We start from the raw sequence: 12,857 nt of genomic DNA on the forward strand, positions 1-12,857 counted from the left end.
AAACTGTGGAGTAATTATCTAAAATTAACTCCAGAATTAGAAAAAGCTTTTGATGAAACAAACTTGACTTGATATTTAAACGATGTACCCCAAAAAAGGGAATGAAGGATGGTTAGCAAGGGAGCAAGATGCTCCCACTATTGTTCTTCTACTTCACTAAAATCTAAATCAGAACAATCTGGGTTTGATGATGATTCAACAACTTCAACCAGAATAGCTTTACCTTTGCGCTTCTCTCCTGAAGAAAAGCTAAGACTTTCTCCTGACGTTTGATCAGCTTGAAGATTTACGTCTTTAACTTTTTGCAAAACTGTATCCCTACTAGGATTTTCGCCTGAATTAGATAAGGCAGAAATAAAAGCCTGAGTCGCGTCATAACTGGCAGCAGTGAGCCAACTAACTTCTCCTCCCCATCTATTTTTTACTTCAGTAGAAAAATTTTCTGCTTCTGGCATTCCTTTAAACCATGGTACTGCCAAAATTAAACCTTTAACTGCTTGCTCACCTTGTTTTAAAACATTGCAATAATAAAGATCGTGACTACCAAGTAATTTTAATTGTTGGTCTTCCGGTTGTTGATGATTTTTCTTGGCAATTTTAATTACTGAGTCAACTGTTTCTGAATCTGGAAATAGTATAGCAACCTTAATTTTTTGTTCTATGGCAGACTCAACTACTAGGTCTAAGGATTCTTCTTTTAAGTCGGCTAAGTCTACTTCTTCAATCAGCTTGCTAGAGTTGGAGTTGAGGTTTAAGTAATATTTAAAATCTTTTTTTATTCTTTCACTAGATAAACTTTTGCTATCATAAAATATGATAACTTTTTCTACATCTAATTCTTCAACATATTTGGCTAGCTTTTCACTTAATCTCTCGTTATCAATAGTTATAAATAAAATTTCACTCAATTCCGTATTTGTACTTGTGGGAGAAATCATCGCTAAACTTTCTGCTTCATATACTTCTAACGCCTTCTTGTTAGTATTGCCTACAACCCCTAATATAGATTTATCTTTAACTATTTCGCGAGCTACTTTGAGAGATGTTTCAGGGTCATTGCTGCTATTATCAACAATTAGAATTTCTAGCGGCTTTGTTGAAAAAGATTCATTGCTGTTAAATTTATGTTGCGCCTGAGCAACACCTCGCAACATTTCTTTAGATTTTTCATCCCGATCTGCTGGGACAATTACTGCTAAGACTTGACGATTAGTAGATTGACGAGAAAGGGAATTGTTGTAGTAAATCAATGCTTCTGGTTCATCAGAATCATTTTTTACAAGTTTTCCAAAACATTCAGCAGCTTCTGAGTATTTCTTTTTTTGGAACTTTTGATTACACTTGAAAATATCTTGATTATTTTCATCAAATATTGTTCCTTCGCCACGACTAAATCTTTTTTTCTTTTCATTATCTGATAATTCTGGTTCTGGTTGAAAACTAGGAGCAGGTCGAAATTTTAACCCTAAAAAGAAAGAAATTACTATCAACATAAAAGATATCAAAATTGCTGATAAATTTATAATTTTTCCACGCTTTTTGTACAGTTCAATTTGACTATTTATCTCGCGATTTTCTTCCTGCTCCCTAAGATTATCTTCCTTACGATCGAGTAATGTCAGTTGAAGTTTAGCTTTTCTGTTTGTAGAATCAATGTCCAAAATTTTTTCAGGGAAGATTCTTATTTCGGCTATAGTATCTCTATTGGTTAAATCTCTATTTTTAATTAAATAGTCACCATAACGAACCAATGATTCTGTATATTCAGCTTTGACAGATTCAGAGTTTACTTTGTAAGCTAGTTCATATAATTTTAATTCTTCCTCAAATTCTTGATTTTTCAGGTGTGAGTTGGCTAAACCTACCAATAAATTTATGTATTCATCTTCAGCATTTTCGGGGTTTACTTCGCGAGATCGTTCATATAATTCTGATGCTTCCTGAAATTTATGCTCTTCTAGATGTAACTTAGTAGCTTCCAGTAATAACTTTATGTATCCGTCTTTTACACGTTCAGGGTTTACATTGTAAGCTAGTTCATAGAAATCTAATGCTTCCTTAAATTTTTTATCCTTCAGATGTGATTTGGCTAAATCCACCGATAAATTTATGTATTCATCTTCTATACGTTCGGGGTTTACTTCGAGAAATCGTCTATATAATTTTGATGCTTCTGAAAAATTATGATCTTCTAGGTATAACTTAATAGCTCCCATCAATGACTTTATATATTCATCTTGGGCACGTTCGGAATCTACTTTGTAAGCTCGTTCATATAATTTTAATGCTTGGAGAAAGTCTTTTCTTATCAGATCTAACTCATCTTTGTTTTTGTTCGGGTATGACTTAGTTCTTTCCAGGTGTAACTCAGCTTTGTTTAGGTATAACTCAGCCAAGCTGAATAAAGCACTAAAATGGTTGGGATTAAGCTCTAAAGCCTTCTGATAGTGATACAATTCATCATCTGTCTGCCTTTTATTCCGCCATATATTTGCTTTTTTGTAGTAGTCACTAGCATGTGGATCGAGTTTTTCAAATTCCCATATACTTGACTGTATTGGGTGATATTTAAGCAACCAATGACGAACAAACTTAATTGTAACTTTATACCCATCTTCATCTAAAAATTTATTTTCGATCAGATTTTTGGATGCCTGATGCAGATTTCCATGCTCTACATCTACCCCAAACTCCTTGAGCAACTCTAATGGGTTTTGCAGAAGTGACTGATTTTTTTGTTTAGCTCTCTCTTGAGCCGTTGCCGCTGCTGAGAATACAATTCTTTCTAAAATCGGCAATCCATTCCGAAACGGTATTAACCCAGGTTCAAGAAGCTCAATAGTACGATCTATAACTTGGTTTACATCTTCAGGAAGAATCTCAGTTTTCTCCTGATCCCGTGCTTCTACAAATAGACCATAGCATATACCTTGTGTAAAATAGGGGTGGCCTGCTGACAGTTTTATAATTTCCTTGATTGCTGCTTCATTGTATTTTAGTGAAACTTCTTTATGGTTTTTTAGGAACTCTTCAAGAGGATTTGTAATCAACCTTTGAGCACTTAACTCCTCTAGTAAACCTATTCTCTGTTGAGGTTTACCCCTAAATAAGTTGTTCTGTAGTTTTGGCATATCATCTAGTCGTCTACCTACAACTGGAATGATAAAAAGCCGCTTTTCGTAATAAATAATTGATTTTAAATATCGAAAGAAATCTTCAAATTCTGATTTAGAATTTTTTCCATCTAATACATCAAACTCGTCCAGTAATAATACTAATTTTTTGTCACCCAATTTCTCATATACTTGCTCCAAGAATTCCCTAAATTTAACCCCGTCTTGTTCTAAGTCTTGCTCTAAATCATCAAGGAAAGTTAAATCAATTACATCAGGATTATCTATAAATTTTTCAACAGTAAGTTTTTCAACAATATCTTTAGCAAGTCCATGGACTACTTCACGCAACGAGCATTGGCCTTTATCCTGAAAATCTGATAGAACAAAAACAAACTCATCACCCAATTTGACCTTATTAGGAATATGCCGTAATACAGAGGATTTACCTATACGTCTTTGACCATGGAGCAGAATAACTTGTTCATTATTTTTCAAGTGATCTTCTATAAACCCGAACAGACTTTCTCGACCGAAAAATAATTTTGGTTCATCAATAGGACGACCAATAACGTAAGGAACTCGCCTTTTTCTGGGAGAATTCATATTAATTGTCAATTCCTTAAAACTATATCTTTACTATTACTAATTATTGGAATCTCTAATTCACTATCTTCCTTGAAAAATGTAGTTAGTCCAGTAGGGTGTGTTAGACGCTTACCATAAATTACTTTTGAACTGTCAAAGATTACATTGCGCCGTAACGCACCGTTGAGTAGTTCAGAAACATTTGGGATAGATGGTGCGTTACATTTCATTAACGCACCCTACTAGACTTAAGAATTATATATTTACTAATTATTGGAATTTCTAATTTGAAGATATCTAAGGAAAAAATTTTATGCCAAGTATGGTGCTAGCTTACCAACCCATTTGGCAATAGATTTAATCGCCTCCTTATGCTCTGACAAATAGTTAATTACATCTTTAACTTTGTCTACTTGTTTACGACTCATAAAATTAGCAAAGACAATCTCTCTTTGTTTTAGTATTTCTATATTAGTATTTTCAATCTCTTTAATTACCCACCACTCCATTATTGTGGAAATAAATGAATAATTTGTGTCTTCTTGTTCTACAGTTCGTTTAATCACACATCGTTCTTCTAAATCTATTAATTCTCGTTCTTTCTGACTAAAAACAACACTAATATCACTCAAATCATAGCGCGTTTTTTGTACACGACCTTTCAATTGATACAGTGCTATTAACATTAATAACGCCTGCTCTAATTCATTAGCAAGTTGCCATGTATCTTGAAAAAAATGTTCTGTTGCTGCTATAAACTCCTTGGCAAATATCTCAGCATTAAGCGTTTCTCCAGAGCGTCTTTTGCTATACAAAAGAAACCCGGTATTTTGTAGCAAAGCTGGATTTCCACCTGCAATTTCTTCAATTCCATCTCGTATTTCTCTTGTCATTTGCATTCCACTAAGCAACATCCCTATTTCCTTGTCATTGAGTTGCTTTAATCGTTGAAATAGAAAATGGTTGTACCAAGGAGATCCATCTGTTGTAAGACTAGGGCCTTTTTCATTCAAGCGCCGCAATGAAGTTACAATCATTGAAAGGTATTTTCTTTCTTCCAAGTGATACGCTAAATTGCGACATTCACTCAAAAATACTTCTACATCAGTTTCAGTATACCGAGAGTGGGAGTTAAGAGTAGCATCATAATCATCTAAAAGTAGCACTAAAAATTTCTTTTGCTCACCTATTTTTCTCAAAATATAGCGTAGGTGATCTTTAGTTGATTTGGGCTTTTTCAGTAACTCTTTTACAAGTTGTACAAAAGCATCTTCTTTAGCTTTTTGTCCAATTGAATAAATAATTTTCCGCCAGAAATTTGCAGGGATGAAAGGCTTAATTTCTAGGCAATTTAGATAAATAATTATGGCTTCAGATCGATCTATATTTTGTGACTGCCAGATTTGCTCAGATGTCAGTAAATTTAGGAAAGAAGTTTTTCCCATACCAGGGCCACCCCAAACAGCCAAATTACTGCGGTTGTCTATTTGGTCAAACGCTATATTTATTAAATTTCGGTGTCCTAAAAAACTTTCTGGAGCAACTGGCTGGCCAACGGTGAAAGGATTTCTCTTTGTATCTTTACTCATAATTTAAGGAATAAAGGATTTATAGAATGTCCAAATAATAAGTTATATGTTTGTGGCTTAAGCAATTTCTATTATAAAGCTTTTATACTAAATTAAAAGCAATAGCTGATAGCTAATGACTGTTTGCGGAGCATTCCGGAGGAAATGCTTATCCAAAACCTGTGTATTTTCTTACCTCTGGCTCGTGGAAACCCAAGACAATATCTTTTTTTGGAATACCCCCTTCTACCAATTCATCAGCAATACCATCTTCCGTGTTATCGCACTGAATCCAAACTTGATTATCTATAATTTCAACATGAATTAGACAACTATGAAAATGTTTTTGCTCTATCCATCCTTCTGAAATAATCAAATATTTCCCATTTTCATTGTCAAAGGCAGCACGATTTTTAATTGGAACATTGGCATATTTAATATCAACATAAGGTTGGATAACTTGACAGATAATTATCTGATAATTTCCTGATTTATCCATTGTGTAATGTCCTCCTTTTCGGGGTTGAAAATAATGAGTTTTAAACTGTTATCCTCTAGCAACATTTTACCGATTTATAAAGTAAATAATCTTTCAAATACTGCTTGTCTGATTGCTATATAGAGTACTCTTTCGGAACGGATTTATTTGATAACTTTGTAATATAAATAGTATTGACCAAAAAATAAGGTCTCAAACCTCCCCTTTCAAGGGGATAAAAAAAATAAAATTCAATATTTCAATCCCAATATTTTCCTGCGGAATGCTGCGCAAACAGGCAAAGGTACTGATAACTGATAACTGATAACTGAAATTACCCATTCATCTTTAATTAGTGCTTTTTTAACCCATTCGTGGTAAATATCTTTGGCTGGCATTTTTAAGAATAAATAATGACTCTTCTTATATCTAAGACGTTATAATTTTGGTTGACAATAATATATTGTCTTTGCTTAAGTCTTTTCACAATTCAGAGTCATATTAATCTATTAAGATGAATCTATTAATAGGAAAAGTATATATTGTTGGAGTTAGACCTGGAAGTAAAGAATATTTGACTGTCAAAGTACATTCTCTAATTACTCGAATAGAAAAATGCCGTTAAGAGCTATCTTAGATAATCAAGAATTATTAGCCCCACTACTATCTGATGAGGAATGGGAAGAATTAAAACGTAAAAAAGTTAAAGTTATTTTACCTTGTTGTGAAGCAAGAGGACATTTAAGAACTTCAAAATTGGGAACTAAGCATTTTGCTCATAATAAGAAAGATGGATGTAATTATAAATCAGAAACATGGCAACATCTTTTATGCAAAACAGAAATTTATAGAGCTTGTAAAGCTATGGGTTATGAGGTGAAAACTGAAGCAAGCGGAGTAGATTGGAGAGCCGATGTTTTAGCTACTAAGCAGGTGAAAAATCAATTAGTTCAACTTGCTTTTGAAGTTCAATGGAGTCCTCAAACTTTAGAAGAAACAAAAGAACGTCAACAAAAATATGCTAGAGATGGGATTCGTTGTTGCTGGTTATTTAAGAAGTTACCAAAATCCGAAGAAATACAAGATATACCGATGTTTCAATTACAGTTTGACCAATCTGAAAATCCTACAGTAATTTTTGATAATAACACCTATCTTTTAAAGAATTTTATTACTGAAATTTTATCTGGTCATTTTAAATTTTCTCAATTTTACCGATATAAAAAACAGCAAGATATTAAAATCAGATTTTTTCCTGTTAATTGTTGGAAATGTGGCGGAAAATATTATATTTATCACGTTAACAATGAGTCTTATGAAACTTTATGTGGCTGTAATTTTAATTTAGTAGACTACATTATATTAACAGACAAAATTATAGGTGAGCCTCAATTTATCCCTGAGATTGTAAGTAAAGCTTATGAATGCTTGAAGACTGAAAAAGCGAAATGTCAAAATATGAAAATGGGCAAAATTAAATCTCGATATAGTAAAACAGTTAGAAACTCATATACTTCATTTGGTTGTCCTGATTGTGATGCAATATTTGGAAATCATTTTTATTTTCAGGAAATTTGCAATCTTAAGGATGAAGATGTTCAATATATTGATTTTGAAACAACTGTTAATATCTCTTCCGAAAAACTAAATATTCCTCATTGGTGCTATTCTCCAACTAAAGATTTTTGTTGCAACTACTAATTTAGATTTACTTAACTCATATAAACATGACTAAATCACCAGGAAAAGTATATATTGTTGGAGCTGGACCCGGAAGTAAAGAATATTTAACTGTCAAAGCACATTCCCTAATTACTCAAGGGGAAGTCTTAATTTATGATGCCTTAGTTGATGACTCAATTCTACAATTAGCATCAGAAAGTTGTTTAAAAATAGAGATGGGTAAACGTGGCGGTAAACCAAGTATGTCTCAGTCAGAAATTAATAGCTTATTAGTAGAAAAATGTAAATTAGGCAAACAAGTAATTCGACTAAAAGGAGGAGACCCATTTATTTTTGGTCGTGCTACTTCAGAAATTCAAGCATTAATTGAAGCTGATTGCGAATTTGAAGTTGTACCAGGAATTTCTTCTGTATTAGCTGCACCTTTACTGGCAAATATTCCTTTGACAGATGCAGTAATGAGTAGAGCTTTTGTCGTCTTGACTGCCCACAATATAGAAGCATTAGACTGGGAAAGAATTTCTCAGATTGAAACTTTAGTAATTTTAATGGGGGCACGAAATTTAGATGAAATTGTACATCAGTTATTAAGACATAAAAGAACATCTCAAACTCCGGTGGCAATTATTCAAAATTGTGCCACTCCAAAACAACAAATTTGGATTGGTAGTTTAGGAGATATTGTTCAACAAACCTATGGTGAATATTTGTCCCCTTGTGTGATAATAGTAGGGGAAGTAGTCAGGTTACGAGATTATTTAAAATCTCCAAATAATATGGTTAGAGAAAATTCAGTAGCAAAAACTGAAATAGCGCCCTTAGCAAATAAAACTGTTTTAGTAACTCGTGCCGCAGGTCAGTCTAGTAAATTTAGCGATCGCCTAAAACAAGCAGGGGCAAAAGTAATTGAAATGCCAGCTTTAGTGATTACTCCTCCTTCAAGTTGGCATGATTTAGATGTGGCTATTAATAATATAGATAGTTTTGATTGGTTAATTTTGACATCTACAAATGGGGTAGATTACCTTTTTGAAAGGTTGGTAGAGAAAGGTAAGGATTGTCGTGCTTTATCTGGTGTAAAAATAGCAGTTGTTGGTAAAAAAACTTCGGGAAGTTTGAATGCTCGTGGTTTGAAACCAGATTTTATTCCGCCTAATTTTGTTGCTGATTCTTTGGTGGTAAATTTCCCAGAAAATTTGAGTGGAAAAAAGGTTTTATTTCCCAGGGTAGAGACTGGTGGGAGGGAAGTATTAGTGAATGAGTTAAATAGTAAAGGTGCGGAGGTAATAGAAGTAGCTGCTTATGAGTCTAGTTGTCCAGAAAATATTTCACCGGAAGCTTTATTAGCACTACAAAATCGTCAGATAGATATTATGACTTTTGCTAGTTCTAAAACAGTGCGAAATTTTTGTTATTTGACGGCTGAAAATCAAGATAATTTACCGCAAGATTGGTTAGAAAATATTTGTATTGCTTCTATCGGACCTCAAACTTCTCAAAGTTGTCAAAGTTTATTAGGCAGGGTAGATGTGGAAGCTCAAGAATATACTTTGGATGGGTTGACTAAAGCTATTATTAAGTGGGTAGGAATTGATCAAAGTCAAAAGTCAAAAGTTAAAAGTTAAAAGTTAAAAGTCAAAAGTTAAAAGTCAAAAGTCAAAAGTCAAAAGTTAAAAGTTAAAAGTAAGAAGTCAGAAGTTATTTTTGTAACGGGGATTTGAGCAAGGCTCCAAAAATATTGCGCCTTAAAAGGTGGGATTTTATACCAATTCCCATGCATTATTGCTATACTTAGGCAATACTTCAGTTGTCAACTAATTAGCACAAGCAAAATCACTTTGCATGCTAATTTAAGCTAAGTTAATGTTAATTATTCTTATGTTTGCTACTTTGCTACTTCCCTACTCCCCTACTCCTGACTCCTCTCATCATAAAACTTGAAGTAACGTAAAAATATCCAGGTCAATGTACAACCTAATATATAGTACAAAAAATCCCACCAGACAAAAGTATTTCCTAACAACAGTCTGCCCATTAAAGTAGCTCGAATAGTTTGTAAAAAAGGTGGTTTCCATAGCTGCATAAATTCTAGAAAACAGGTAAAAATAAATACCCAAAAAACCACTAAGTTTGGTTTAAGTTGAGGTCGAATAAAAATCACTAAAAAAATCCAGAATGCTTCATAAAAAATTGAACTAAAAGAATTATTTAGCCATTCCGAAAATAGTCCATCATAAAATTTTGTTGCAAAACCTAAAATGATAGTAAATATCAAACAAATTAGAATTGTAATTCTATATCTTTTCATATTTTCATAAAAATTATAAGTTGCAAGCTTAACAACTTTCTTTTTTTTTTAATCCACTCCTTAACTCTAAAAAAACTAAAATAATAAAATTCAATACCTTGGTTAACAAGTAAAACTTATTTCCTTGTTATAGCAGTTGCTATTACTTTATTTGACCTATAAAATAGCTTAAACAACGGAATAAAATAAATAATCAAAATTATTCATTTTTTCCTCTTCCTCCTACCATAGTATTTTCAAATGAGATTTAAATATAGATTGAGTTTTTTTCTAATAAAAAAAGAGTTGTTTTGAGTCCATCATATCCTTGTATTTATAGCAGTGAGCGCTGGTATATTTACAAATTGCAGGATTTGCCCAATAGCTAAAAGTCTTATGTTATCGGCAATTTATTCCCCCTGTTGCCAGATGAGCTGTTGCCTGTTGCCTGCGCACAGCGCTATATTACTATTTAATGCTGTTTTCCCCCTTTTACTATTCCCTATTCCCTCCATACCTTTTTCATAGCACTTGGTTTCCACATTTCAAATAAAAATACCATATATAGCAATATGATTTGAGTTGTGAGATATTGGCAATTTTTAGGGAACAGGGAACACCGGAGCTGGGAACAGAGAAGAGGAAAAAACGTATCATATGAATATAATAATTGCTATATTCTACACTTTTAAGAAACACCTCAATTCTCACAACTCATTCCTGATTGCTATATCAATATGGTGAAGGTATACAAGAATAAGTCAATAGCCACCTAGTATAACCTTGTTGATAGGCATCAAGATAAATTAACTGTTCCCTTAATTCTTCGAGTCCTAACTTATTCAGACCTATTTCCGGAAATTCATTCATCCCTATTTTTGCCCTCAAACAACCATCTTGAAACGCAATAGTTTGTAACTCTAGTTCCTTCTGATTAATACTTATGTACTCACCTAAATCAATTTCAAACTGAGTATAACCTTGTAGATAAGCATCTGCATAAATGTTATTTTCAATTGTTTCCACCATATTTAATTTTTCAAATTCTGTTTCTATAGATGGCTCTAAGCCAGATTTAGACCTTTGATAACCATCAATAAATCCCTTTCTTTCTAGTTTTTTTCTCAGCTCTGGAGAAATAATATTACTTCTAATCTCTCCAGCAAAAACTAGGGGATTTAAAACTATTACATAACCTAAAAGTATAAAAATTTTTGTAACAATAATAAATAGTTTATATAATCTTTTTTGCATTTTTTTGATTTCTGTGTCCAGCTCATCAGTAAATAGGGTTTGCTGATTAAATATAAAAGTCTTTACTGATATTGGTTTTAGGCTTTTTAGGTAGTGAAAAAGTACCCCTGTTTTCCCCTAAGAATGCTCAAAAATTGAGTATTTGGGTAAGAATTGGGTAGACTTGGGCCTGGGATAATTTTTCCTTTGTATGTCTTCTACAACCCCTGATTCCTCTTGACTCTTCACTACTCCCTACTCCCTACTCCCTACTCCCTGTCTTAGCAAAAAGACTTTTTCAGCAAGCCCTAAATAGTGTCAGAATAAAACAGAAGAAAAAGATAAATAGTATTTATAATCAGTAATAGTGAATATATTAGTTCTACGAGCAAATTTTATCTTAATAGGAATTATACCAATTTAGTAAACCAGTGCCCAGGGGAGAGTTACCCTCTGATTCATCCAGAAATTTATATATAGCAATACCAGTTTAGGCTTCCAGGGTTTTTTATTATGAAAAAGTGCAAGATTTTTCCCCTGACAATGCCGAAAATTTGGCCGTAGCAGATAGTCTAGGCTGTTGCTCTTCGGAGCTGTTCTCTGTTGCCTATGATCACCATCAGACTTTTTCAGCAAACCTTAACTATTACTAACATCTTGCTACAAAAAATTTAGGATGACTAGAAAGTAGTAATTTTCCCAATAAACTTTATTACAAAACTGAATTTAAAATTACTTTAGCTGCCCGAATACAAACCCCTTCTTCTCCCAAAGCATGACGCATTTCCTGATAATTTACTATCATTTTTTCTCGGTGCTGAAAATTTAATAGAAGTTCCAAAGCTTCAGAAACAATATTTTCAGGAGTAGCATTTTCTTGAAATAATTCTGGCACAATAGCCTTCATTTGTACCAAATTTGGTGGCGACATAAATGGAATTGAAAATCTCAAAATATTCCTGGCAATCCAAACAGTTATTGGATTAACTTTATAAACTACTACTTGCGGTATATTGAGCAAAGCTATTTCCAAATTCACAGTGCCAGATTTAGCGATCGCTAAGTCGGTTGCAGCCAGAATTTCTAAATTTTTACTTTCTTGTATTTCTTGATTATTTTGTGGCAGAGAAGGATAAATTTTTGCCTGTAGTTGATACTTCTTAATTGCCTCTTCAATAGAATGACGATAAATTTCTAAAGATAGAGGAATTAGAAAATGAACTTGAGGTAATTTTTCCTGAATTATTTGTGCTGCTCGAAATATTACTGGCATTAAATATTTAACTTCTTGTTGTCGAGATGCTGGTAATAAAGCGATCGCTATTGTCTCTGATTTTATGCCCAAATTATGACGTGCTTTTTCCCGACTAGGAGCTATTTTTATTCTGTCAATTATGGGATGACCTAACCAAGTAACTTTAGCTCCTTTTTGTCGAAAATAATTTGCTTCTTCCGGGAAAATCGCCAAAATTTTGTTTGCTAAATTTACTATCTTATTTGTTTTACTCTTTCCCTGAGACCAAACCCATTCTTGAGGAGCAATGTACCAAATAATTGGTAAATTTGGCCAGGTTTTGCGGATATAACTACCAATACTAATATTAGGTCCCATATAGTCAATCAAAACAACTATATCAGGGGATTCATCATGTATATATTCTTTTGCTTTTTGTTGTAATTTCAGAGTAGGAAAAACAAAAGGCAAAGACTCAATAATTCCGACAGCACCAATTTTTGTCGTATTTCCTAATAAAGTAGCACCAGCAGCAGCCATTCTATCGCCCCCCAAGGCAACAATATCTAAATTTAAACCTTGAAATTGAGCTTGACGGTAGAGTGCTTCAACTAATAGAGACCCTTGTAAATCTCCAGAAACTTCACCTGTACTAATAAAAATTTTCATAAGA

At 33.1% G+C, this 12,857-nt stretch carries 10 protein-coding genes; 2 read left to right on the forward strand and 8 right to left on the reverse strand.

Annotation, left to right across the window (positions count from 1 at the left end):
* Positions 1–137: 137 nt before the first annotated feature.
* The 5 genes from AC3DU7_RS10900 to AC3DU7_RS10920 form a co-directional block, all read right to left on the reverse strand.
* On the reverse strand, positions 138–3,719 hold the full coding sequence (locus AC3DU7_RS10900) for an ABC transporter substrate-binding protein (RefSeq protein ID WP_488039374.1): 3,582 nt from the start codon (positions 3,717–3,719) through the stop codon (positions 138–140).
* An 8-nt stretch (positions 3,720–3,727) separates the two neighbouring features.
* Complete coding sequence (locus tag AC3DU7_RS10905) at positions 3,728–3,931, reverse strand: hypothetical protein (RefSeq protein ID WP_488039375.1); 204 nt, start codon at positions 3,929–3,931, stop codon at positions 3,728–3,730.
* Positions 3,932–4,012: 81 nt separating this feature from the next.
* Positions 4,013–5,290 carry an ATP-binding protein gene (locus AC3DU7_RS10910; RefSeq protein WP_488039376.1) on the reverse strand — a complete coding sequence of 426 codons (1,278 nt, stop codon included), beginning with the start codon at positions 5,288–5,290 and terminating at the stop codon, positions 4,013–4,015.
* Positions 5,291–5,438: 148 nt separating this feature from the next.
* The gene (locus AC3DU7_RS10915) at positions 5,439–5,768 is read right to left on the reverse strand and encodes an element excision factor XisI family protein (protein WP_488039377.1); all 330 of its coding nucleotides are present in this window, start codon (positions 5,766–5,768) and stop codon (positions 5,439–5,441) included.
* A 230-nt stretch (positions 5,769–5,998) separates the two neighbouring features.
* Entirely contained in the window at positions 5,999–6,145 is a 147-nt protein-coding gene (locus tag AC3DU7_RS10920) for an element excision factor XisH family protein (protein ID WP_488039378.1), read from the reverse strand.
* 217 nt (positions 6,146–6,362) lie between these two features.
* Here AC3DU7_RS10920 and AC3DU7_RS10925 point away from each other — a divergent pair, with 217 nt between their 5' ends.
* A complete protein-coding gene (locus tag AC3DU7_RS10925; RefSeq protein WP_488039379.1) occupies positions 6,363–7,448 on the forward strand; it encodes a competence protein CoiA in 1,086 nt (361 codons plus the stop codon).
* A gap of 26 nt (positions 7,449–7,474) precedes the next feature.
* Positions 7,475–9,055 carry a uroporphyrinogen-III C-methyltransferase gene (gene cobA / locus AC3DU7_RS10930; protein WP_488039380.1) on the forward strand — a complete coding sequence of 527 codons (1,581 nt, stop codon included), beginning with the start codon at positions 7,475–7,477 and terminating at the stop codon, positions 9,053–9,055.
* Positions 9,056–9,339: 284 nt separating this feature from the next.
* Here the strand turns inward: cobA and AC3DU7_RS10935 are convergent, their stop codons facing one another.
* From AC3DU7_RS10935 to lpxB, 3 genes are all read right to left on the reverse strand, one after another.
* Positions 9,340–9,738 (reverse strand): ribosomal maturation YjgA family protein, encoded by a 399-nt coding sequence (locus AC3DU7_RS10935; RefSeq protein ID WP_488039381.1) that lies wholly within the window; start codon positions 9,736–9,738, stop codon positions 9,340–9,342.
* Positions 9,739–10,449: 711 nt separating this feature from the next.
* Positions 10,450–10,971 carry a hypothetical protein gene (locus AC3DU7_RS10940; protein ID WP_488039382.1) on the reverse strand — a complete coding sequence of 174 codons (522 nt, stop codon included), beginning with the start codon at positions 10,969–10,971 and terminating at the stop codon, positions 10,450–10,452.
* A 691-nt stretch (positions 10,972–11,662) separates the two neighbouring features.
* Entirely contained in the window at positions 11,663–12,853 is a 1,191-nt protein-coding gene (lpxB, locus tag AC3DU7_RS10945) for a lipid-A-disaccharide synthase (RefSeq protein WP_488039383.1), read from the reverse strand.
* Positions 12,854–12,857 lie beyond the last annotated feature (4 nt).

The organism is Okeania sp. (genome assembly GCF_983059655.1).

Excerpts from the sequence above, each read along its gene's own strand:
- AC3DU7_RS10920 (WP_488039378.1), bottom strand. The coding sequence starts at position 6,145 with ATGCCAGCCAAAGATATTTACCACGAATGGGTTAAAAAAGCACTAATT.
- AC3DU7_RS10935 (WP_488039381.1), bottom strand. The coding sequence starts at position 9,738 with ATGAAAAGATATAGAATTACAATTCTAATTTGTTTGATATTTACTATC.
- lpxB (WP_488039383.1), bottom strand. The coding sequence starts at position 12,853 with ATGAAAATTTTTATTAGTACAGGTGAAGTTTCTGGAGATTTACAAGGG.
- AC3DU7_RS10925 (WP_488039379.1), top strand. The coding sequence starts at position 6,363 with ATGCCGTTAAGAGCTATCTTAGATAATCAAGAATTATTAGCCCCACTA.
- AC3DU7_RS10915 (WP_488039377.1), bottom strand. The coding sequence starts at position 5,768 with ATGGATAAATCAGGAAATTATCAGATAATTATCTGTCAAGTTATCCAA.
- cobA (WP_488039380.1), top strand. The coding sequence starts at position 7,475 with ATGACTAAATCACCAGGAAAAGTATATATTGTTGGAGCTGGACCCGGA.
- AC3DU7_RS10900 (WP_488039374.1), bottom strand. The coding sequence starts at position 3,719 with ATGAATTCTCCCAGAAAAAGGCGAGTTCCTTACGTTATTGGTCGTCCT.
- AC3DU7_RS10910 (WP_488039376.1), bottom strand. The coding sequence starts at position 5,290 with ATGAGTAAAGATACAAAGAGAAATCCTTTCACCGTTGGCCAGCCAGTT.
- AC3DU7_RS10905 (WP_488039375.1), bottom strand. The coding sequence starts at position 3,931 with ATGAAATGTAACGCACCATCTATCCCAAATGTTTCTGAACTACTCAAC.
- AC3DU7_RS10940 (WP_488039382.1), bottom strand. The coding sequence starts at position 10,971 with ATGCAAAAAAGATTATATAAACTATTTATTATTGTTACAAAAATTTTT.